Source organism: Solirubrobacter pauli (assembly GCF_003633755.1).
Classification (GTDB): domain Bacteria; phylum Actinomycetota; class Thermoleophilia; order Solirubrobacterales; family Solirubrobacteraceae; genus Solirubrobacter; species Solirubrobacter pauli.
In genome coordinates this window covers 3,361,881-3,384,135 of the sequence record NZ_RBIL01000001.1, presented here as the reverse complement: position 1 = coordinate 3,384,135, position 22,255 = coordinate 3,361,881, and the positions used below count along the sequence as shown (strand labels likewise).

The 22,255-nt window shown below is 72.9% G+C and carries 20 protein-coding genes; 5 read left to right on the top strand and 15 right to left on the bottom strand.

The features are described 5' to 3' along the window. Positions 1-2: 2 nt before the first annotated feature. From nrfD to C8N24_RS15775, 8 genes are read right to left on the bottom strand one after another with little or no spacing between them, the layout of a single operon-like run. Entirely contained in the window at positions 3-1,142 is a 1,140-nt protein-coding gene (gene nrfD / locus C8N24_RS15805) for an NrfD/PsrC family molybdoenzyme membrane anchor subunit (protein WP_147447826.1), read from the bottom strand. Next, entirely contained in the window at positions 1,139-1,993 is an 855-nt protein-coding gene (locus C8N24_RS15800) for a 4Fe-4S dicluster domain-containing protein (protein WP_121251335.1), read from the bottom strand. The genes nrfD and C8N24_RS15800 overlap by 4 nt, the downstream gene beginning before the upstream one ends. Beyond that, entirely contained in the window at positions 1,993-4,677 is a 2,685-nt protein-coding gene (locus tag C8N24_RS15795) for a molybdopterin-dependent oxidoreductase (protein WP_281272650.1), read from the bottom strand. The genes C8N24_RS15800 and C8N24_RS15795 overlap by 1 nt, the downstream gene beginning before the upstream one ends. Before the next feature lie 21 nt (positions 4,678-4,698). Further along, complete coding sequence (locus C8N24_RS15790; protein ID WP_245971868.1) at positions 4,699-5,268, bottom strand: dehydrogenase; 570 nt, start codon at positions 5,266-5,268, stop codon at positions 4,699-4,701. Beyond that, positions 5,265-5,426 carry a hypothetical protein gene (locus C8N24_RS33990; RefSeq protein WP_170179130.1) on the bottom strand — a complete coding sequence of 54 codons (162 nt, stop codon included), beginning with the start codon at positions 5,424-5,426 and terminating at the stop codon, positions 5,265-5,267. Before C8N24_RS33990 ends, C8N24_RS15790 begins: the two co-directional genes overlap by 4 nt. Further along, positions 5,423-6,463 (bottom strand): cytochrome d ubiquinol oxidase subunit II, encoded by a 1,041-nt coding sequence (locus C8N24_RS15785; protein WP_121251330.1) that lies wholly within the window; start codon positions 6,461-6,463, stop codon positions 5,423-5,425. Before C8N24_RS15785 ends, C8N24_RS33990 begins: the two co-directional genes overlap by 4 nt. Then, positions 6,456-7,829: a cytochrome ubiquinol oxidase subunit I gene (locus tag C8N24_RS15780; protein ID WP_245971867.1), complete on the bottom strand. Its 1,374-nt coding sequence runs from the start codon at positions 7,827-7,829 to the stop codon at positions 6,456-6,458. Before C8N24_RS15780 ends, C8N24_RS15785 begins: the two co-directional genes overlap by 8 nt. A 9-nt stretch (positions 7,830-7,838) precedes the next feature. Beyond that, positions 7,839-9,932: a PASTA domain-containing protein gene (locus tag C8N24_RS15775; protein WP_121251328.1), complete on the bottom strand. Its 2,094-nt coding sequence runs from the start codon at positions 9,930-9,932 to the stop codon at positions 7,839-7,841. Between the two features lie 86 nt (positions 9,933-10,018). Between C8N24_RS15775 and C8N24_RS15770 the strand changes: the two genes are divergently transcribed. Next, the gene (locus C8N24_RS15770; RefSeq protein ID WP_121251326.1) at positions 10,019-10,789 is read left to right on the top strand and encodes an MBL fold metallo-hydrolase; all 771 of its coding nucleotides are present in this window, start codon (positions 10,019-10,021) and stop codon (positions 10,787-10,789) included. On the opposite strand, the gene def is transcribed toward C8N24_RS15770, so the two are convergent. From def to C8N24_RS15750, 4 genes are read right to left on the bottom strand one after another with little or no spacing between them, the layout of a single operon-like run. Continuing rightward, the gene (gene def, locus C8N24_RS15765; protein WP_121251324.1) at positions 10,786-11,355 is read right to left on the bottom strand and encodes a peptide deformylase; all 570 of its coding nucleotides are present in this window, start codon (positions 11,353-11,355) and stop codon (positions 10,786-10,788) included. The genes C8N24_RS15770 and def overlap by 4 nt on opposite strands. Before the next feature lie 14 nt (positions 11,356-11,369). Then, positions 11,370-13,715 carry a Coagulation factor 5/8 type domain-containing protein gene (locus C8N24_RS15760; protein WP_121251322.1) on the bottom strand — a complete coding sequence of 782 codons (2,346 nt, stop codon included), beginning with the start codon at positions 13,713-13,715 and terminating at the stop codon, positions 11,370-11,372. A 24-nt stretch (positions 13,716-13,739) separates the two neighbouring features. Next, positions 13,740-14,468: an SDR family oxidoreductase gene (locus C8N24_RS15755; RefSeq protein ID WP_121251320.1), complete on the bottom strand. Its 729-nt coding sequence runs from the start codon at positions 14,466-14,468 to the stop codon at positions 13,740-13,742. A 24-nt stretch (positions 14,469-14,492) separates the two neighbouring features. Next, positions 14,493-15,368, bottom strand: coding sequence for an RNA polymerase sigma-70 factor (locus tag C8N24_RS15750; RefSeq protein WP_121251318.1), 876 nt, complete (start codon positions 15,366-15,368; stop codon positions 14,493-14,495). A 52-nt stretch (positions 15,369-15,420) separates the two neighbouring features. Here C8N24_RS15750 and C8N24_RS35360 point away from each other — a divergent pair, with 52 nt between their 5' ends. Both C8N24_RS35360 and C8N24_RS15740 read left to right on the top strand, forming a co-directional pair. Continuing rightward, positions 15,421-17,652, top strand: coding sequence for a winged helix-turn-helix domain-containing protein (locus C8N24_RS35360; protein WP_121251316.1), 2,232 nt, complete (start codon positions 15,421-15,423; stop codon positions 17,650-17,652). A 97-nt stretch (positions 17,653-17,749) separates the two neighbouring features. Then, positions 17,750-18,889, top strand: coding sequence for a PKD domain-containing protein (locus C8N24_RS15740; protein WP_121251314.1), 1,140 nt, complete (start codon positions 17,750-17,752; stop codon positions 18,887-18,889). Here the strand turns inward: C8N24_RS15740 and C8N24_RS15735 are convergent. Next, positions 18,886-19,479: an FMN-dependent NADH-azoreductase gene (locus C8N24_RS15735; protein WP_121251312.1), complete on the bottom strand. Its 594-nt coding sequence runs from the start codon at positions 19,477-19,479 to the stop codon at positions 18,886-18,888. The two genes, C8N24_RS15740 and C8N24_RS15735, sit on opposite strands and share 4 nt — an antisense overlap. Positions 19,480-19,561: 82 nt before the next feature. On the opposite strand from C8N24_RS15735, the gene C8N24_RS15730 reads away from it, so the two are divergent. After that, positions 19,562-20,035, top strand: coding sequence for a MarR family transcriptional regulator (locus C8N24_RS15730; protein ID WP_121251310.1), 474 nt, complete (start codon positions 19,562-19,564; stop codon positions 20,033-20,035). Between the two features lie 7 nt (positions 20,036-20,042). Further along, positions 20,043-20,801: a nucleoside hydrolase gene (locus C8N24_RS15725; RefSeq protein ID WP_121251308.1), complete on the top strand. Its 759-nt coding sequence runs from the start codon at positions 20,043-20,045 to the stop codon at positions 20,799-20,801. On the opposite strand, the gene C8N24_RS15720 is transcribed toward C8N24_RS15725, so the two are convergent. Beyond that, a complete protein-coding gene (locus C8N24_RS15720; RefSeq protein WP_121251307.1) occupies positions 20,798-21,505 on the bottom strand; it encodes an SDR family oxidoreductase in 708 nt (235 codons plus the stop codon). The two genes, C8N24_RS15725 and C8N24_RS15720, sit on opposite strands and share 4 nt — an antisense overlap. Positions 21,506-21,509: 4 nt before the next feature. Further along, the gene (locus C8N24_RS15715) at positions 21,510-22,175 is read right to left on the bottom strand and encodes a VOC family protein (RefSeq protein WP_121251305.1); all 666 of its coding nucleotides are present in this window, start codon (positions 22,173-22,175) and stop codon (positions 21,510-21,512) included. Positions 22,176-22,255 lie beyond the last annotated feature (80 nt).

Genomic DNA, 22,255 nt, shown 5'->3' with positions numbered 1-22,255 from the left:
GTTTAAGCCCGGCGCGGCTTGTTCCACGGGCGGCGGGCCATCTTGGCCACCGCGGTGTCGTCGTGCTTGGCCTGGTGCACGCCCGCCTCGACCCAGGCGATGCGGGTGCAGAGCGCGGACAGCATCACGAGCAGGCTCGGGAGGTCGCCGCCGCGACGGAGCAGGCGCAGGGCGACCGCGATCCGGGCCGCCCAGTTGGAGACCTTGTAGATCCGGTGCTCCTCGAGCGGCTCCGCGAGCTCGCCCAGCGAGCGGTCGTTGATCGCCGACAGCACGAGCTTGGAGCCCATCGCGATCAGCTCGATGTGGCCGAGCGCGTCGCGGGCCGGGCCGTGGCGGTGGAAGAGGCGGTTCGCGCCGGCGCCGGAGGCCAGGGCGGTGGTGATGAAGATCGGCGCGAGCAGCGTGCGCGAGCGGGCCCACAGCGGCGTGGCGGTCGCGGCCAGCAGGACGCCGGTGTACGAGCCGAGGTAGGTGCCGAACAGCGCCGTCCCGCCTCCACCCACGCGCGCGAGCCGCTTGAAGCCGAGCACGTCCGCGGCGACCGCGCCCGCGGCGCTCGTCGAGAACGCGACGAGGCACCAGGCCCCCATCGACATCGGCGAGCGCGTCTTGAAGATCCGCAGCATGTTCAGGAAGCGCGCCGGGCGGCCGAGGTCGGCGATCAGCAGCGGCGCGCCCGGGATGACGGCGGCGAGCGCGACCTTGCGGGCGAGCGCGGCGGCGTCGTGGTCGCCGACCGCGTCGCACGCGACCGAGACGAAGGCCGAGCCGCTCGCCATCCCGCCGACGAAGAAGTAGACCGGCACCTCCCACGTCCACACGGCGGCGTGGATCATCGGCCCCTGGACGGGCACGGGCAGCTCCTCGGAGGCGCGCGCGTCGTGCGCGGCCTTGACCGCCTTCGCGCGCCCGGCGCCGTTCTCCGCCGACGCGTAGTCCGTGTCCTTGTCGTAGAGGAACGACCAGCGCGAGTCGCCGAAGTGCTCCTTGGCGAGCGCGACCTTCTCGCCCGCGCGCTGCCACACGCCGGCCTGCCCGCGGGTGCCGACGGCAGGCGTCGTCACGCGCCCTTCGGGCGTGCGCCCCGCCTGCTCGCGGCGCATCACCTCCTCGGGTGGCGGCCCCTTCTTCTGGCTCAACGCTTCCTCCGGTAGGCGGCGGCGAAGCTGCCGAGGGCGACGCCGATCGCCGCGACCGCCGCGCCCAGGCCCGCCGCGGTGGCGATCGGTCCGTTCTGCTGGCTCGGCGAGTCCGCGTGGGCGGGGAGGCCGTAGCGCTCGGGTGGCTCGGTGAGCAGGAAGAACGCCCCGAGGCCCCCGGCGAGCGGCTCGATGCCCTCCCCGGCGCCGTACAGGTACGCCCCCTCCAGCCCGCGCTCCTGCAGCGTGGCCACGCGCGCCTCCGCGCGCTCGACCAGCTCGTCGTACGGGCCGAACTGGATCGAGTCGGTCGGGCACGCCTTCGCGCACGCGGGCTCCAGCCCGTCCTCGAGCCGGTCGTAGCAGAGCGTGCACTTGGCGGCGCGCCCGTCGTACGGGTCGCGGTCGATCACGCCGAACGGGCACGACGGCACGCAGTAGCCACAGCCGTTGCACACGTCGGGCTGGACGATCACGGTGTCGAACTCCGTGCGGATCAGCGCGCCCGTCGGGCACGCGTCCAGGCAGCCGGCGTTGGTGCAGTGCTTGCACACGTCGGACATGAACACCCAGCGGTCCAGCGTCGCCCCCAGCGCGGCCTCGACGAAGTTCAGCGTCGGCTCGGGCTCGGGCTCGAGCAACGTCAGCGTCTCGACGAAGCGCACGTGCCGCCACGTCGAGGCCGACAGCGAGCGCGTCGCGTCGTAGGACTGCGACGGCTGCAGCTCGTCCGCGGGCAGGTCGTTCCACTGCTTGCACGCGACCTCGCACGCCTTGCAGCCGATGCACACCGTCGTGTCCGTGAAGAAGCCCATGCGCTGGGCCTCGGGTCGCTGGATGGCGACTTCCATCAGGCCTGCTCCTCGTCGCCCAGCACGCTGTGGGGGGTCTTGCTCGCGAAGTCCGGCCGCTGGTGGCTGTCCGGGTCCTCGTGGGTCTCGACGTCCGCGAGCCGCTCGGTGCTCTCGCCCTGGCGGCGACCGGCCCGCACGTTGCAGCGGAAGGCCTTGGACTCGTGGATCGTCGTGTTCGGGTCGCCGGAGATGGCGATCAAGTCGTTGACCGTGTCGCCCGTGACCCCCTGCGGGTTGGTCTTGAACGTGCCCCAGTGCCACGGCAGGCAGACCTGGTGGATGGTCCGCTCCCCCATGCGCAGCGGCTGCACGCGGTTGGTGACCTTGGCCCGCGCCTCGATCTCCGCGCGCGGCGTCTCGATCACCATCCACTCGCCGTCGACGATGCCGCGCTCGCGCGCGAGCACCGGATCGATCTCGGCGAACATCTCGGGTTGCAGCTCGGCCAGCCACGGCAGGTTGCGGCTCATCGGCCCGGCCGTGTGGTGCTCGGTGAGCCGGAACGTCGAGGCGACGAGCGGGTAGCGGTCGTCGTTCTCCTCGACCAGCGGGTTCTCGGGACGCACCCACGTGATGCCGAGCGGGTTCGCCCCCAGCTTGGGATAGAGCTCGTTGGGCACCGGTGACTCGAGCGGCTCGTAGTGCGTCGGGATCGGCGCGTCCAACGGGCCGCTGGGCGAGAACAGCGCGCCGCGGCCGTCCGGCATCATCATGAACGGCGCGCTGCCGGGGATCGCTTCCATGCCCTCCGCGTCCGGGTTCGGCTCGTAGTCCGGTCGCTTGTCGGGTGGGAAGTCGGGCACGTCGTAGCCGGCCCACTTGCCCTGCTCCTCGTCCCACCACACGAGCTTCTTGCGCTCGGACCACGGCTTCCCGGACGGGTCGGCAGACGCGCGGTTGTAGAGGATGCGGCGGTTCGCCGGCCACGCCCAGCCCCACTCGGGTGAGACCGAGCCGCCGGGCGCGTCCAGGTCGCCCGGGTTGCGCCGGCGCGGCTGGTTGACGTTGTCGGCGAAGCAGCCGGAGTAGATCCAGCAGCCGCTCGACGTCGTGCCGTCGTTGCGCATCTCGCCGAACCCGTTGAGCAGCTTGCCCGTCGTGAGGTCGTAGCCGTTGATCTCGCGCAGCACGTCCTCGGCGTTGGGCTCGTCGTGCACGCCGTGCTCGGCGTAGTCCCAGGTGAGGTTGCGGATCGGCCAGTCGCGGGCGCGCTCGGAGTCGGCGTAGTGCGCCTTGATGCGCTTGCCGAGGTGGTAGGTGAAGTGCAGCTCCGAGCGGGCGTCGCCCGGCGGGTCCAGCGCCTTGTCGCGCCACTGCAGCAGCCGCTGCGTGTTCGTGAAGTGCCCTTCCTTCTCCACGTGGCCGGCCGCGGGCATCAGGAAGACCTCGGTCTGGATGTCCTCGGGCTTCATCTCCCCCGAGCGGATCTCCGGCGAGTCCTTCCAGAACGAGGCGGTCTCCAGGTCGGCGAGGTCGCGGACCACCAGCCACTTCATCTTGGCCAGCGCCCTTCGCTGCAGGCCCGCGTGCTGGGAGCCGACGGCCGGGTTCTGGCCCATCACGAACAGGCCGTCCAGCCCGCCGTCCAGCGCCCGCAACGTCGTCACGTAGTGGGAGTGGTTGCCGGTGAGCTTGGGCAGGTGGCCGAACCCGTAGTCGTTCTCCGCGGTCGCGGCGTCGCCGAACCAGGCCTTCAGGAGGCTGATGATGTACTCGTCGAAGTGCGACCACCAGCCGCTCTTCTTGCCGCCCGCCTCCACGTACTCGGCGAGCGTCTGGTCGTGCTCGGTGGCGCGCGGCATCGGGAGGTAGCCCGGCAGCAGGTCGTACAGGGTGGGGATGTCGCTGGAGCCCTGGATCGACGCGTGGCCGCGCATGGCCATGATCCCGCCGCCCGGGCGCCCGATGTTGCCGAGCAGCAGCTGCACGATCGACCCCGCGCGGATCATCTGGACGCCGGCGGTGTGCTGGGTCCAGCCCACGGCGTAGGCGAGCATCGTCGTCCGCTCGCGACCCGAGTTGGCGATCAGCGTCTCGGCCACCTTCAGGAACTGGTCCTCCGGGATGCCGCAGACCTTCGACACCATCTCGGGCGTGTAGCGCGAGTAGTGGCGGCGTAGCACCTGGAACACGCAGCGCGGATGCTGGAGCGTCGGGTCGTTGGGCACCTGCTCGAGCGTCTCGCCCGCCTGCGTGCGGTCGGTGAACGCCTGCGTGGACTGGACCTCGGCGCTCGAGGTCTTGCCCGGAGGCTCCATGCCCTCGAACAACCACGTGGTGCGGTCGTAGGTGCCCTTCTCGGGGTCGAAGCCCGAGAACAGGCCCTCGAGATCCTCCGTGTCCTTGAAGTCCTCGCGCACGAGGTGCGGCGCGTTCGTGTAGTTGACGACGTACTCCTCGAAGTACGACTTGGTCTCGATGATGTGGCGGATCAGGCCGCCCAGGAACGCGATGTCGGACCCGGCGCGGATCGGGACGTGCATGTTCGACACGGCGCTCGTCCGGCTGAAGTGCGGGTCGACGTGGATCAGCGTGGCGCCACGCTCACGCGCCTTCATGGCCCAGCGGGACCCGACCGGATGGGCCTCCATGAGCCCAGACCCCTGGATCCAGATGCAGTCGGCGTTCTGGAAGTCCTGCTGGTAGTTGGTTGCCGCGCCGCGGCCGAACGAGGTCCCCAGACCGGGGACCGAGGAGGAGTGTCATATGCGCGCCTGGTTCTCGATCTGCAGCGCGCCGACGGCGGTGAAGAGCTTCTTGATGAGGTAGTTCTCCTCATTGTCGAGCGTCGCGCCGCCCAGGTGCGCGAAGCCGAGCGTGCGGTCCACGCGGCGCCCCTGCTCGTCGTGGGACTGCCAGTGGTTCTCGCGGGCGGCGATCACGCGCTCGGCGATCATGTCCATCGCCGTCTCGAGGTCCAGCTCCTCCCACTCGGTGCCGCCCGGGCGCCGGTAGCGGATCTTGGTCAGCCGCCCGGGCTGCTGGATGAGCTGGCGGGACGCCGAGCCCTTGGGGCACAACGTCCCCTGGCTGATCGGCGAGTTCGGGTTGCCCTCGATGTCGACGAGCTCGCCGTCGCGCGTGTAGACGAGCTGGCCGCAGCCGACCGCGCAGTACGGGCAGATCGACTCGGTCACCTTCAGCCCGGCGATCCGCGAGCCCGCCTTGCGCGTCGTGTCCGCCGCGGCCGCGGAGCCCATCCCCCAGTCCATGGCCTTGCCGACCACGGGCAGCTCACGGAGCCGCTTGAAGCCTTTCGGACGGGAGCTCACTCGGGTTCCCTACCCAGGTCCTCCGGGTTGGCAATGACGAACACCCCGGAGATGATGAACCCGAGGCACAGCAGCACGCCGGCGATGCGGGTGAACGTGTTCTCGAACAGCAGCATCAGCGGCAGCCCCAGGATGAGGCAGGCGAACATCAGCTTCATGAGTCCACCGGCCGGAAGCGCTGGTCGAGGGGCTCGTACTCCTGGTCGAGCGTCCCCCGCAGGACGAGTCGGTACAGCCACCACAGCGATGGCACCAATACGAGCATGCCGAGGCCGACGCTGACCACCAGCGCGGTCAGGGTTGTGTCGCTCGCGGCGGCGTCGTCGAGCGTCAGCGCGCCGGGAAGGATGTACGGGTCCTGCGCGAGCGCCCAGCCGATCGTCATCGCGCCTACGGCGGCGGCCGCCGCGAACCGGGCCGGGCCGTAGCGGCCGACCGCGACGAGCACGATCGTCAGCAGGCCGAACAGCGCGGAGCCGAGCACCGCGACCAGGCCGTCGCCGGACGTCAGGCCGTCGTAGAGGTCACGCGCGTCCGAGCGGACCACGAACAGGCTGACCAGCGCGACGGCGCCGGCGGCGATCCCCGAGCCGATCGCGCGCTTGCGGAAGGCCGCGACCATGTCCGGCAGGTCGGCGCGCTTGGCGTCACCGGTGAGGAAGACGGCGGCGAGGTGCGCGCCGGTGAGGATGGCGACGACGCCGATCGCGATCGACGTCGGGTTCAACCACGAGTCGATCAGGTCCCCGGCCGCGTTGCCGACCGGGACGCGCCCGCTCGCGACGCCGCCGATCGCCGCGCCGAAGAAGAACGGGATGAGCACGGACGAGAGGGCGAACACGGCGCCGAGCACGCGCGCCTCGTTGATCGTCGCGGCCTGGCCGCGGAGCGCGAACGCCATCCCGCGGAAGATCACGCCGAGCGCGGCGAGGAAGAGCGGGATCGACAGGGTCGACATCAGCGAGCCGAACGCCACCGGGAACGCCGTCCAGACCATCACCAGCACGAAGATCAGCCACACGTGGTTGGCCTCCCACACCGGGCTCATCGAGCGCTGGATCATGCCCCGCATGCGGCCGCCCCGCTCGGCGCCGCCGGCGGTCAGGTCCCAGAAGCCGGCGCCGAAGTCAGCGCTGCCGAACACGGCGTAGGCGGTCACGCCGAGGATCACGAGTGCGGCGCAGATCTCAGCCATGGTGCTCGAGCTCCGCTTCGGGCGGGCGTGCCGCAAGCCGGCGCAGCAACCAGATCACCGAGCCGAACAGCAGCACGTACACGGCGACCAGCGCTACGTAGGCGATCTCCAGGTTGCTCGCGGACGTGACCGCGTCCTCGGTGCGCATGAACCGGTAGACGATCCACGGCTGGCGGCCGACCTCGGTGGTGATCCAGCCGGAGATGAGCGCGACCACCGACAGCGGACCGGCGACGAGCAGCGCGCGGAAGAACCACTTCGACGCCGGCAATCGGCGCTTGCGCAGCCAGATGAAGATGAAGAACACGCCGAGCGCGGCCAGGAAGGTGCCGATCGCGATCATCGTCTGGAACGCGGTGCGCACGATGTTCACCGGCGGGCGGTCCTCGGGCGGGACGCTCTCGAGGCCGATCACCTCGGCGGTCGGGTTGTGGTGGGCGAGGATCGAGAGCAGGTACGGGATCTTGATGCCGAACCGCACCTCGTTGCGGCCCGAGTCGTAGAAGCCGCCGATGTGGAACGCGGCGCCCTCCTCGGTCCGGTAGACGCCCTCGAAGGCGGCGAGCTTGACGGGCTGGTTCTCGGCGACCTTGCGGCCCGCCCAGTCGCCGACGACGACCTGGATCGGCGCGGCGAGCGCGGCGAACGTGAGCGGCACGACCAGCGCGGTCCGCGTGTAGCGGCTGTGATTGCCCTTCAGCCACCGGCGCGCGTAGTAGGCGGCGAGCAGGAAGCCCGTGACCAGGTAGCCCGCCAGGTACATGTGCACGAGCTCGTGCGCGACGTGGCCGTTGAGCAGCGCCGAGAAGGGCACCGGGTCCACGACCTGGCCGTTGACGACCTCGAAGCCCTGCGGGTCGTTCATCCAGCCGTTGACGGAGATGACGAACGCGCTGCCGGTGGCGCCGGTGATGATGATCGGGACGCCGGTGAGGATGTGCGCCCGGCGCGGGAGCCGGTCCCAGCCGTAGACGTAGATCGCGATGAAGATCGCCTCGAGGAAGAACGAGATGCCCTCGAGGCCGAACGCGACGCCGAACACCTCGCCGAACGTCGCCATGAAGTCCGGCCACAGCAGTCCGAACTCGAACGACAGGATGGTCCCCGTTACGACACCCGTGGCGAAGATGATCAGCGCCACCTTCGACCAGCGCTTCGCCAGCGCCTTGTAGACGGGGTCCCCGGTCCGCAGGTACAGGCCCTCCACGAACAGGAACATCGCCGGGAACGCGATCCCGAAGCACACCAGCGGGATATGCACCGCCAGCGAGAGCGCCTGCATCTGGCGCGCGGCGACGGCGTCAGGCTGCGGCGCGCCTTCGAGGACGCCCCGGACCTGCTCGGCGGCGAAGACCATCGCGGTCATCGCCGCAACCTACCCCACCAGGGCCGGTTCTCCTCCGTCGAGCAGCTTCGTCGCCGACGCGTCCAGGTTCGCCGGGTCCAGGCGCAGGATCTGCTCGGACCCGGTGTCGCACGCGCCGGTGCTGACGATCAGGGCGCCGCCGCTCCAGGCGACGTCGCACGACGACGTGTCCGTGGCCTGCACGGCCATCGCCGCGCCGGCCGGCGACAGCACCTCGGCGTGGTAGCCCGCGTCGCCCGCGCGACGGCTCAGGACGGCGAAGCCCCCGTCGCGCCCGGCGGCCACCGCGCGCAGGTCGCCGCGGACGAGTGGCTCGCCCTCGGGCACGAGGTCGGCGTTGACGCGCACGAGCTCGTCCCAGCCGCCCTCGCGCGTGGTCGCGGTGCTGCGCCGGAGCGCGTAGAGCGCGCCGTCGGCGCCGTAGGTGGGCCGGCCGTAGCGCCAGTCGGGGTCGTGCTGGCAGCGCGGGGCGAGCGCCGGCGGGACGACGACGCACAGCGAGCCGCCGTAGCCGGTGCCGTCCTCGGCGATGACCGCGAGGCGCGTGCCGTCGGGTGCGAACGCCGGGCTCACGTACGAGCCGCCGCCCTGGATGAGTGAGCGCGGCGTGCCCGGCGCGTGCGGGTCCACGGCCACGACCTCCGCGGCCGAGGACGCGGCCGCGCGGCGCACGTACGCCAGCTCGCCGGTGCGCGGGTCCCAAGCGGGGTCGCCGCTGAGCTCGCCGACCGTGCCGCCGACCGCGCTCTCGCTCTCGCCCGGGAACTGGACGTAGACGCGGTTCGCGCGCGTGTAGGCGATCACCGGCGCCTGCTGGTCGGCCGGAGCGGCCGGAGCGACCTGCGCGGCGGTGACCTCCGGCGCGACCGTGCCGGCGCCCTCGCCGCCGTAGAAGGAGATGGTCACGTCGCCGCCGTCGGCGATCTGCGTGCCGGGCGGCGGGTTCTGGCTGACGACGCCGCGGGCCTCGGACGCCTCCGCCGCCGGGGCGGGCAGCCGCGACTGCTTGGGCCGCAGCCCGGCCTCGCGCAGCTTCTCGCGCGCCTCGGGCACCGAGAGGCCGGTCACCTGCGGGACGGAGATCCCGTCGGGCCGCGTGGCCAGCCAGACGCCGACGGCCGCGGCGATCAGCGGCAGGACCACCGCCCACTTGGGCACCATGGGCCGCGGGCGGAACGTGCCGTCGGCCCGTGCGCCGCGGGTGACGACCGTGACGGGCACGGGCTCGCCGCGCCGCAGCCAGTGCCGCGGGCCGCGGATCTCGAGCCGGGCGACGACCTCCTCGCCGGGCGCGACGTGCACCCGGGAGGGCGAGAGCGCGCACGCGATCGGGGCCTGGCCGGGGCGCTCGAACGCAGCGGACGAGTCGGCGCGGCCGCCGGCGTCGCCGTCGCGGCCGTGGCCGGCATCGGGGCCGCGGCCGGCCTCACGGCCGAGGGCCGCGTCGCGGCCGTGGGCGGCGTCGCGGCCATGGGCGGCGTCGGCACCGTGGCGGCCGGCGCGGTCGTGGGCGGTCTCCGCACCGTGGCGGTCGCGGCCGGTGCCCGCGTGGCGTCCGCGGCCGTGGGCCGCGTGGTGGCCATCGGCGTCGGCGAGCGCGCGGACGGCGGCGCTCAGCTCGACGTCCGCGGGCGCGTCGCCCTCGTTGCGGACGCGGACCTCGGCGAGTGCGCGGCGGCGGGCGCGCAGCTCGCTCGGGCGCAGCTCGAGCGAGACGACCGCGTGCGGGGCGACGCGGACGCGCGCGGCGGCCGAGCCGACGCGGCGGCCGCGCGCGAAGGCGACGACGCGGAGCGGCCACTCGGCGGCCTTGAACTCGGCCGCATGCGGGACCTGCACGGTGACCTCGGCCTCGCGCTGCTCGCCCGCGGGCACCTGGACGGTGCGGGGGAAGACCTCGGCCCAGCCGGCGGGCATGCCCTCGACGGTCAGCTCGAGCCGCTCGGCGGCGTCCGAGCGGTTGTCCACGCGGACGAGCATGCGAGCCGTCATGGCCGGGTGGACCACGGTCTCCGGGACGCCGCTGCCGTACTCGCCCTCAGGCACGCGGACAGCGACGCCGATGGCGTGCCGATGCCGTCCTGTCGTGTCTTCGCGGAACACTGGAAACCGATCGTACGAGCGCAGCCTTAAGCGCGGTGCAACGCGCCGACCGACCTTAAAGTGCCTGGCACCTTTATCTTCCGCGCGTGGTCACGTTCACGCACATCGGCGGACCGACCGCCCTGGTCGAAGTCGCCGGCTGGCGGATCCTCACCGACCCGACGTTCGATCCCGCCGGCGGAACGTACAAGTTCGGCTGGGGCACCGGCTCGACGAAGACGACCGGCCCGGCGATCGCCCCGGCCGACCTCGGCCCGATCGACGCGGTCCTGCTCACGCACGACCACCACGAGGACAACCTCGACGCCGCCGGACGCGCGTTCCTGCCGCAGGCCGGGACCGTGATCACCACCGCGTCGGGCGCGCGGCGGCTCGGCGGCGCCACGCGCGGGCTCACCGACTGGCAGACGACCGAGCTGGCCAAGCCCGGCTCGCCGACGATCAAGGTCACCGCCACGCCCTGCCGCCACGGCCCGCCGCTCAGCCACCCGATCGTCGGCGACGTGATCGGCTTCGCGCTCGACTGGGGCGAGGGCATCCTGTGGTTCAGCGGCGACACCGTCCTCTACGACGGCGTCAAGTCGGTCGCCCAGCGGCTGGACGTGGACATCGCGGTCCTGCACGTCGGCGGCGTGCAGTTCCCGGTCACCGGCCCAGCGCGCTACACGATGACCGGCCACGACGCGGTCGAGCTGACGAAGCTGCTCGAGCCGCGGGTCGCGGTGCCGATCCACTACGAGGGCTGGAAGCACTTCCGCGACGGCAAGCTGGGCGTGGAGCAGGCCGTCGCGCAGGCACCGGCCGACACGCTGCAGCGCTTCCGCTGGGCGCCGATCGGCGAGCCGATCGTCCTCTAAGCGTCGACTTCGTCTTCGTCGTCGGGGCGCGGGGGACGCCAGGCCTCCCCCGCGTTCAGCGCGCGGATCGCGGCGCGCTTGTGCTCGGGCAGCGTGCGGTCGAGCATCAGCACGCCGTCCAGGTGGTCGGTCTCGTGCTGGAGGATCCGTGCGTGCAGGCCGGAGACCTCGAGCCGGAGCGGCTCGCCGTGCGCGTCCTGGCCTTCCAGGACGATCTCCACGGGCCGCTCGACCGAGACGTGCACCTGCGCCTTGCCGAGCGACAGGCATCCCTCGAGCACGGACTCGCGCTCGTCGCCGTTGGACACGATCGTCGGGTTCACGACCACGCGGGCGGGCGCGTCCTCGGCGTCGTCGGGCAGGCGGTAGACGAACACGCGCCGCAGGGACCCGACCTGGGGCGCGGCGAGCCCGGCGCCGTCCGCGGCGCGCATGATCTCCTCCAGCTCCGCGACGTGCTGGGCGAAGGCCGCGTCGAACGCCTCGACCGGGCGCGCGCGCTCGCGCAGCACGGGGTCGCCCCACTGGCGGATGAGTGCGAACGCACGCTCTTTGGACTCGGACACGGCGGCGAATATAGCTACGCGCCGACGAGCTTGCAGAGCAGTGTCAGCGCGGCGTCATCCACCGGATTTCCGCTCCCCGCGAGCGTCCGCCCCGTGGGTGCCGTGGCCGCCTTCGCGCCCGCCACGAACGCCGGCCGCGACTGGGTCGCGCGCGCCGCGCTCACCGCGCGCACCGCCGCCCGCAGCGCCGTGCGGTCGCGTGCGAACGCCCTGGTCGCCACCGCCACCGCCCGCACGCGCCCGCCGCGCACCGCGTACGCCCGCCGCCCGTCGATCACGATCCGCGGCTTGCCGCCCACGCGCCGCCCGACCGCCACGCCGGCCGACCTGCGGCCCTGCGCGGTCGAGCCGACGACCGCCACGCGCCCGTCGTCGCCGAACACGGCCACGTCGGCCGCGCGCGGGTTGCCCGTGCCCTTCACGCACCAGCTCCACGCGCGGTCGCGCTGCTGCGGCTGGCCGGTCCCGCGCAACACGCCGGTCCAGCTCGCGCCGAGCTTGAGCCGCTTCGTCAGCCCCTGCGTGCGCGCGGCGCACCCGCCGGTGGGCACGCCGTCGGCGCGCTCCCACATCTGCAGGTACGCCTCGGCGCCGTCCCACAGGTCGTCCGCGAGCTGGTCGCCGCCCACGCGCTTGAGGTCCGCCAGCCAGTCCGCGTACTGCCCGTAGGTGGCGACGCCCTCGGCCGCGTAGTCGAACGTGCGCTGCCCGGTCGTCTGGCGGTCGAACGTGACCGCGCCGTCCAGCGACTTGAAGGGGTACGTGAGCCCGCCCTTGCCGGGTTGCGTGGAGAGCCCGCCGAGGTCGGCACCGAAGCCCCAGCCGAGCTCGTACGGCGTCGAGCGCGGTCGGTATCGCTGCCAGTCCTCGACGTACCGGGCCGCGTCGGAGTGCCCGGGGAACGCGAGCCCGCCGAGCTTCCACAGGCGCGGCCAGTTGCCGGGGTCCATCCAGCCGTGCGGGGAGATCACGCCCGAGTAGCCGCGCCGCTCGAGCAGCGTGAGCGTCGCGTCCACGGCCGCCTGGCTCATGTGGTCGGGGTTGACGATCATCCGCTTGTCCATCATCGACGTGACCACGTGCTCGCCGAGGTCGGTCAGCCCGCGCGTGTTGCAGTGGGGCGCCTTCGGATACAGCGGCGGGGGCGGCAGCGTGATCCCCAGCAGCCCGCTGATGCCGGTCAGGAGACCCGGGTCCGCGGTGGCGATCGGGTTGTCGGCGAGCGGGCCGGTGCACGTCTTCGCGCTCCAGAAGGAGCCCGCGCTCGCGAGGTTGCCGACGTTGATCAGCGCGCCCTGCGCGCCGCTGTCGAAGCGCACGCCGGTGAGCGGGTTGTCGTACTTGTTCAGCAGCAGCGCCGAGCGCACACCACGCCGGTGGAGGTCGGCGAGCTCGCGGTCGATCTGCGCGCGGTCGCACGAGCGCACCGTCCAGCCGCGGCAGCCGAACGGCTCGGAGATCTCGATCTCGAGCACGACCGCCATCTGCCCGCGGTTGATCACCCGCCGGGCCTCGTAGGGGTCGGTGACGACCTGGAAGAAGCCCTTGCCCGGCCCGCCGGCCTGGGCGTCGACGTAGTCCTGCAGCCGGTGGATGTCGTCGAGGCCGCGGTGCACGGTCGCCATCTCGTCGCAGTCGGTGACCTTGACCGGCTGGAGCGTGCAGAGGACGCGGTTCTCATTGACGCCCATGACCATCAGCCGCAGGCCGGCCATCCAGGCGCGCTGCACCCAGCGCCAGTACGTGCCCTCGCGCGTGAGGTTGGTCGCCTTGGTCTCGGTCAGGTAGGGGTAGCCGCGCGTGTCGTGCGCCTGTGCCGGATTGCCGTAGTTGAGGAAGTTCTGGAAGACCGCGGCCGTGCCGCCGGGCCCTTCGATCGCGGCGCAGTCGGGCAGCGCGTACGTGATCCCGAACGAGTCCCACGGCTTGCCGCAGTGGAAGCGCCCGCCGAAGTACTCGTACGTCATCCAGTGCATGTGGCCGTCGACCACGCCGCCGACGCGGCCGAACTCGGTCGCGCCTTTGGACGGCGTGCCGGTGGCGTTCAGCGGCGCCTCGGGGAACGCGGCGCAGCCGCTCGCGGGGGTGATCGTGACCGGGACGCCGTCGAGCGTCCGCGCGTCCGCGCCCATGCCCCAGTCGGCGGGCGTGGCCGAGATCCCGCCGGGCGTGACGTACGTGCCGTCGGGCCGGTAGAGCAGGTAGCGGCCGAGCGCCGTGGCCTGCATCCGCACCTGCTCCGCGCCGGCGAGACCGCCGACGGCGTAGCAGCCGCCGGCGAACGAGTAGCGGTCGGCCGCGCCCGCGGGCGCGGCCAACAGCAGCGACAACGCGATCACGACCAGCCCCGTTTTGAGCATGGCCGCGGACGTTACGCCTCCGCGTCAGCGCGCGACGAAGTCCGCGAAGCGGCGCTTCCCGAGCCACGCGCCTGCGCCGGCCGTGAGCGACTCGTCGTCCACGTCCGCGCCGAAGTAGCCGGCGGCCGGGTCGGACACGACGTCCGCGTCCGGCACCGCGGCGCGCACGGCCGCGTCGATCCCGAGCTTGTCCGGCCCGGCGATCTCGACCGCGCCCGCCGGCTCGCCCGTCGCGACCCGCGCGAGGTAGTCGACGACGTCGTCGACCGCGATCGGCTGGAACAGCCGCGGCGAGACGCGCACCTTGCCGTCCTCACCCGTCGAGGCCTGGGCGATCCACGGCACGAACTCGAAGAACTGCGCCGCGTGGACGATCGTGTACGGGGTCGGCCCGTCGATGATCAAGTCCTCCTGGGCGATCTTCGCGCGCATGTAGCCGCTGTCGGCCATCTTGCGCGAGCCGACGATCGAGAGCGCGACGTGGTGGCGCACGCCCGCCTCGGCCTCCGCGGCGAGCTGGTTGCGCGTCGAGGTCGTGAAGAAGTCCAGGACGGCCTGGTCCTCCCACGACGGCGCGTTGGTGACGTCGACGACGACCTCCGTGCCGGCGAGCACGTCGGCGAGGCCTTCGCCCGTGAGCGTGTTGACGCCCGTGGACGGCGCCGCGGCGATGGCCTCGTGGCCCTGCGCGGTGAGCTGGTCGACGAGCTTGGAGCCGATCTGGCCGGTGCCTCCGATGATGACGATCTTCATGGAAGGCTTAGACCGGCGACCTCGTCAGGGCGTGACAGGGAATTTCAGCTTGTCCGGGTTGACGACGAACAGCAGCTGCTCGACGCCGTCGCCGGTCGCCGTGATGGCGGCGAAGGTGATGACCTCGCCTTCCCCGCTCTCGACGACGATCCCCGGCTGCCCGTTGGCATCGACCGTGGACGCGCTCGCCCCCGACCAGTACTTGCGCGCGAACCCGAGCAGCGCCTTGATGACCCGCTCACGGCCCACCAGCGGCTTGCGCGCCGCGTGCACGACGCCACCACCGTCGGAGTACGTGACGACGTCCTCGGCCAGCATCCGCTCGAGCGCCTCGACGTCACCGGCCTGCGCCGCGTTCACGATCGCCTCCAGCAGCCGCCGGTGGGTCTCCGCGTCCGCGGTCGTGCGCCGCCCACCCTCGAGCTTCCCGCGCGCACGTGCGGCGAGCTGACGCGCGTTGGCCTCGCTGATCTCCAGCGCCGTCGCGATCTCGCCGTACGCGTAGTCGAACGCCTCGCGCAGCACGTACGTCGCCCGCTCGGTCGGCGTCAGCTTCTCCAGCAGCATCAGCACCCCGACCTCCAGCGCCTCGCCGCGCACCGCGCCGAGCAGCGGGTCCTCGGCCGTGTCGACCGGCTCGGGCAACCACGGCCCGATGTACGTCTCGCGCCGCGCGCGCGCCGACTGCGCGGCGTTGATCGCCAGCCGCGTGGTGGCCGTGGCCAGGAACGCGCCGGGGTCGCGCACCGCGGCGCGGTCCGTGCCCTGCCAGCGCAGCCAAGCGTCCTGGACGATCTCCTCGGCCTCCTGGCGGCTGCCGAGCATCCGGTAGGCGATCCCGAACAGCCGTGGCCGCGCCGCCTGGAAGACGTCGATGTCCGAGTCCGAGACCGTCGTCATGCCACAGCGATCCTACGATCGCGCGCAACTGAACCCGTTTAGGATCGCCTGCGTGTCAGGCACCCTGCCCGAGCCCGTCCTCGTCGCGACCAAGCTGCACGCGCCCGACCTCGAGCGCGGGCACGTGCCGCGTGACGTCCTCGTCGTGCGGCTGGCCGGCGGCGTCAAGGGCCGGCTCGCGCTCGTGTGCGCGCCGGCCGGCTGGGGGAAGACGACGCTGCTGTCGCAGTGGCGGATCGCGGAGCGCAAGCACCGGCCGTTCGCGTGGGTCTCGCTCGACCCGACCGACGATGACCCGGTGCGGTTCTGGAGCTACGTGATCGGCGCGCTGCGGACGGTCGCGCCGGGCTTCGGCGGCGGGACGCTCGCGGCGCTGCCGAACGCCGGGCCGGCGCTGATCGACGTCGTGCTGCCGCGGCTGATCAACGAGCTGGCCGAGCTGGAGGCGCCGGTCGTGCTCGTCCTCGACGACTACCACGCGATCCGCGACGAGCTCGTGCACGCGTCGCTCGCGTACCTCGTCCAGCACGCGCCGCGGACGTTGCAGCTCGCGGTCGCCAGCCGCACCGAGCCGCCGCTCTCGCTGCCCAAGCTGCGTGCCGCCGGACAGCTCGTGGAGATCCGCGCCGACGACCTGCGCTTCGATGGCGCCGAGGCGGCCACGCTGCTCAACGGCTCGCTCGCGCTCGGGCTGGACGACGAGGACGTCGCGCGGCTGCAGGAGCGCACGGAGGGCTGGCCGGCCGGGTTGCAGCTCGCCGCGCTCTCGCTGCGCACGCGAGCCGACCGCGGCGCGTACGTGCGCGAGCTGTCCGGCGACGACCGCCAGATCGGCGACTTCCTCGGCGAGGTGATCGACGCGGTGCCCGAGCGCCTGCGCGAGTTCCTGCTGCGGACCTCCGTGCTCGAGCGCATGTGCGCGCCGCTGTGCGAGGCGGTCGTCGGCGACCCCGACGCGGGCGCGCTGCTCGACGAGGCCTACCGCTCGAACCTGTTCGTGGTCGCGCTCGACGAGCGCGGGCACTGGTACCGCTACCACCACCTGCTGCGGGACCTGCTGCGCTCCGAGCTCGGCCGCCGCGAGGGCGACGCGGTGCGTGACCTGCACGCACGCGCCTCGGCCTGGCACTGGCGTGCGGGAGACGTGGACGACGCGATCGTGCACGCGATCGCCGCCGGCGAGGTCGAGACCGCGAGCGACATGATCGCCGCCCACTGGCACCCGTTCCTGCAGGGCGGGCCGCGCACGGTCGAGCGCTGGCTCGACGGGCTCGGCGAGGCGGTGGTGCAGGCCGACGCGCGGCTGTGCGTCGCGCGGGCGTGGACGCTGATGCTGTCGGGGCGCTTCGACGCGGCCGAGCCGGTGCTCGACGCCGCCGAGCGCCACCCCCTGCGCGGCGTCGCGCCGGACGCGTTCGGCACGCTCGAGGGCAAGGTCGCGCTCACGCGCGCGTCGCTCGCCTACATGCGCGGCGACGTCGGCCGGACGGCCGCGCTCGCCGGCTCGGCCGTCGACGAGGAGGCGCCGGCCGCGAAGGCGCTCGCGGGCATGCTGCTGGGCGCGGCCCGCGCCTTCGCCGGTGACGGGACGGGCGCGGCCGAGGTGCTCGAGCCGACGCGGCGGATGCTCGAGCACGCCCCGGCGCCGCAGATGCGCCTGACGACGCTCGGCACGTTGGCCGTGGTGCGGCTGGAGGCGGGCGAGACGGAGGCCGCGGCCGTGCTGATCGCCGACGCCGAGCGGCTCATCGAGGACAGCGGGTTCGTGGAGTCGCCGACGGCCTCGCTCACGCACACGGGCGCGGGGATGCTGGCCGAGGCGCGCGGCGACCTCGACGCGGCCGAGGCGTCCTACGCGCGTGCGGCGGTGCTCGCGGCGCGGGCCCGCTGGCCGCTGGACCACGCGCACGCGCTGCTGACCCACGCGGCGTGCCGGCGCCGCCGGCGCGACACGGCGGGCGCCCGCGCGCTGGCCCGCGACGCCCGCACGGTCCTGGCGACGGCGCCCGACCCCGGCGCGCTGAGCGAGCGGCTGGCGGCGCTCGAGCGCACGCTCCAGCTCGCCGCGCCGGTCACGCGCGAACGGGTCGACGGAGACCTCAGCGAGCGCGAGCTGGACGTGCTGCGGCTGCTCGCCGGCGACCTCTCCCAGCGCGAGATCGGCGCGGAGCTGTTCGTCTCCTTCAACACCGTCAAGACGCACACGAAGACCGTCTTCCGCAAGCTCGGCGTGTCGAGCCGCGCCGACGCCGTCGCGCGCGGGCGCGAGCTGGGCCTGCTGTAGATCGCCCTGGGTGATTCGGTGGGGTGGGTGATGTGCGCTCACCCAGCTCCCTTGGAGGCTCCGCCCCGCAATCGAACTCCCCAAGGGAAGGACCCCAATGAAGACGCTCCTCGCGCTGGGCCTCGCCGCGGCGGCCTCGCTCGCTGTGCCCGGCATGGCTTCGGCCGCCTCCAAGGCCGAGATGTACACCCACACGTTGCAGTCGGAGACCGAGAGCATCGGCAGCTACCACATCGGTGGGCACGACGCCTTCAAGATCGCCGAGTTCGACGTCGACGTGGCCGCCAAGGCGAGCTGGAAGGGCGAGCTCTCCACGGTCGTCGGCTGGGACAGCACGAACGTCCGCCAGGGCGAGACGCTGACCGTCGCGCGCAACTCGCCGCTGCAGTCGGGCGAGCTGACCGTCTCGTGGAAGGTCAGCGGCCGCGTCGACGTCGGCGACCTCGCGGGCGGCGCGTTCGCGACCAAGAACGTCTCCGACGAGGCGTTCTGCATGCCGAAGCTCGTCGGCGGCGCGTACGAGTGCACCGCGCAGTCGCCCGCGCTCACGCTCGTCAAGACGCCGGGCATCCCGGCCAGCCCCTACGTGAAGGTGGTGCTGAAGGCGAAGTTCTCGATCACGCCCGAGGGTGTCGTCACCAACCGCACGTTCTCGGTCGCGGGCACGCCGTCGTCGGCCGCGTCCGGCCTGTCCCTGGCGCCCACGTTCGGCTACGAGAAGATCGACGTGCCGTGCGCGCCGGTCGGCGCGGCGGCCTCCTACCGCCTGCACGCGCTGCACTACACGCCGAAGGTGGCGGTGACGCAGCAGCCGGCGATCCAGGTCGGCCTGATGGACCCGGTGCTCGGGATCGCCGAGTCCCCCGCGCTGGTCGACGCGCCCTTCGGCGCGGCCGTGAAGACCAACCCGTCGTTCGACCTGGTCGGCACCGGCCACACCACGCAGCTCGGCGACATCCTGGCCAACAACTGGGCGCCGATCATCACGCCCTATTACTACTTCCAGGGCAAGGCGGGCACGCCGATCACGTTCACGGTCGGCGCGCTCGGGCACTGCGACATCGCCACCTACGAGTGGAAGTTCTCCAACGGGACCACCTCGTACGGCAAGACGCCGCAGCGCACGTTCGCCACGCCGGGTGAGTACAGCGTGCAGCTGACCGTCACGGACACGTCCGGGATGCAGGCCAAGAAGGACTTCCCGATCACGGTCCTGCCGGCCGACGTCCGACCCTAGGCCGCTGCGGGGATCGGCGTCCACAGGGCGTCGATCTCCGCCTCCGCGGCGGCGCGGCTCTGCTCCGCCAGCGGGATCAGCTCGGCCATCGCGGGCGTGACCGGCGCCAGCGTGAGCTCCGCCGTGATGAAGCGCGGCTCGAGCCCGGTGAGGCTGATGCCGTGCGGGAGCCAGGTCTCGGCGTGGTCCCAGCCGTCACGCGGCGTGCCCGGCGCGTAGCCGCCGCCGCGCGAGGCGAGCACGATGAAGTCCTTGTCGACCAGGAACGGCTCGCGCGTCTCCGCGTCGAACGACTCGCCCCCGAGGATCAGGTGGTCCACCCACGCCTTGACCGTGCTCGGCGCGCCGAAGTTGTAGAGCGGCAGCCCGAGCAGGACGGTGTCCGCCCGCTTGACCTCCTCGATCAGCGCGACGCTGCGGGCGGGGCCCTCTTCCAGCGTGTAGTGGGGGAGCGGATCGGCGTGGAAGTCGCGGTAGGTGACCGTGCCGTCGGGGTGCAGCGCCTGCCAGCGCTGCGCCGCACGGGCGCTCAGGGCACGGCTGACCGAGCGCTCGCCTTGGAAGGACGAGTCGATGTGGAGCAGATGCATGTGTGACCCTCAAAAGATCGTTGGTGTTACACAAAACATATATACACCATCATCTGTTGACGTCAAGGCCTAGACTTCACGCATCGACTCGCTCCCCGTCGTCAACCAACCGTCGCTGCGGGTCTCCGCCCTCCTGGACCACGTCGGCCGCCAGCTGCGCGGCCGGTCGGAGCCGGTGCTGGACGCGCTCGGCCTGCGCCCGCGCCACCTGGTCACGCTCACGATCCTGCGTGACACCGGCGGCATCTCGCAGACGGACCTCGCGGACACGATCCGGATCGACCGCACGAACCTCGTCGGGCTCCTGAACGAGCTCGAGAGCGGCGGATGGATCGAGCGCCGCCGCTCTCCCGAGGACCGCCGACGGCACACGGTGGAGCTCACGACGGCCGGCCACGAGCTCCTCAGCCGCGCCGAGTTCGCGCTCGCCGCGGTCGAGGACGAGGTGCTCAGCGCCCTCGACGACGAGGACCGGCGGACGCTGCACGCGCTCCTCCAGCGCGTCGTCGGCGGCCACAGCTGCACCGAGTCGGCGCCCACTGTCGCCGACTGCTGAGCGTGGGATGGACGTCGTCGTCGACACGGACCCCGGCCTGGGCACCCCCGGCGCGGACCCCGAGGACGCGCTCGCGCTCGCCTTGGCGCTCGCCTCGCCGGAGCTGCGCGTGCGCGCGATCACCTGCGTCGCGGGCAACGTCCCGCTGCCCGACGCCTTCGCCAACGCGACGCGATGGCTCGAGCGGCTCGGCCGCCAGGACGTGCCGCTGGCGGCCGACGACGCGGCGCGCGCGATCGTCGAGCACGCGCGGGCGCTCGTCGCCATCGGCCCGTTGACCAACGTCGCGGCTGCGCTGCGAGCCGACCCGTCGCTCGTGGAGCGGCTCGAGCGCGTGGTGATCATGGGCGGCGCGTTCGCCGTGCCCGGGAACGTGTCTCCGACCGCCGAGTTCAACTTCGCCGAGGACCCGGAGGCCGCGCAGGCGGTGCTCGACGCGGGCCTGCGACCGACGCTCGTCGGGCTCGACGTCTGCCACGAGACGCGCCTGCCGACGGTGCGGCCGCGCACGCCGGTGGGCGCCTACTTCGAAGCGGTGGCCGGGCCGTGGCTCGCCTCCGACGGGCCGTACCTGTACGACTCGCTGGCGGTCGCGGCCACGATCCGGCCCGAGCTGCTGACCGTCGTGCCGGCGCGCGTGACGATCGCGCCCGACGGCACGAGCGTCGCCGACCACGACGCGCCGGCGAACGCGCTCGTCGCCACCGGCGTCGACGTCGCGGCGTTCGACGCGCTGTTCGCCGAGCGCGTGCTCCCCTTGCTCTAGATCAGCTGCTGGCCGCCGTCGATGTCGTACGTGCCGCCGGTCAGGGCGGTGTTGGCCATCAGGTGCAGCGCGAGGGCCGCGACGTCGTCGGGGCCGATGACCCGGCGGACCGGGAGCGTGGCGCGCAGCTCCTCGCGGCGTGCCTGCAGCTGGTCCCCGAGCAGCGTCGCCGACAGCGGTGTGTCGACGAAGCCCGCGGCGATCAGGTTCACGCGGAGCGGGGCGACCTCGAGCGCGAGGTTCTTGGTCAGCGCCGGCATCGCGCTCGTGAGCGCGCCGATCAGCGAGAGCCCGGGCGCCGTGCGGCGGCCGCCGGTCCCGCCCATGAACAGCAGCGAACCGCGCACGCGGCCGACGGCGTGCTTGGCGATCATGATCGGCAGCAGCAGGTGGGACTCGACGTCGGCCCGCGCCTCGGCGGGGTCGAAGTCGGCGAGCGGCGCGTAGTACGGGCCGGGCCCCGTGAGGAGCAGGTGGTCGATCGGTTCCGGCCGCTCCTCGAAGAAGCGCCGGAGCCGGTCGAAGTCGGTGACGTCGAAGGCGACCGCCTCGGCGTCCAGCTCGCGCGCGACCTCGCGCAGGCGGTCCGCGTTGCGGGCCGCGACGATCACGTCGGCGCCCTCGGCCCGGGCGAGCCGCGCCGTCTCGAGGCCGATCCCGGCCGTGCCGCCGAGGACGGCGACGGTCTGCCCGGAGAGCGTCATCGCCTTACACCGGCAGCTCGGCGCCGGCCTGGTCGGCCGCGATCCAGGCGCCGTACCAGTCGGGCCAGTTGGCGTCCTCGACGCCCGTGCGGGCCTCGTGCTCGCCGTGGGCGGCGGCCGCACGGCGCAGGGCCTCGGCGAGGTCGGCGACCGAGCCGAACGTGGTCACGCCCGCCTCGATCCGGCCGGGCAGCCGCGAGGTGATCTCCTGCAGCAGCCAGGTGTTGCCGTCGGGGTCGCTGAAGGACGCGAACGAGCTGTAGGTCGCGCCGTCGGCCGCCGGCCCGGCGACGCGCGCCTCGGGGTGGAAGCGGTCGCCGAGGCCGCCCTCGTGGAAGACCTCGGAGACGTCGACGCCGCGGGCCGCGAGCGCGTCGCGCGCCGCCTGGACGTCCTCGACCACGAGGTAGACGTTGGTCGCCGAGCCGGCCGGCGCGGTCGTGACCTGCGACCCGAACTGGATCGACGTGGGCGAGCCGGGAGGCGTCAGCTGGACGATCCGGAAGCCCTGCTCGTCGGCGAAGTCCGCGTCCAGCCGCCAGTCGAGGCCCGTGTAGAACGCCTTCGCGCGGTCCACGTCGGTGACGGGGATCACGACGACCTCCAGCTTGAGGTCTCCGGTGCCCTGGGCCTGCGTCGCCGTGCCGTTGGATGTCTGGGTGGTGGTCATGTCGACAGCGTCCCGCGGACCCGGGTCCTTCGCGTCCGGGGAACACCCGGGTCGACCCCCTGGCCTCCCGGGCCGGGGCG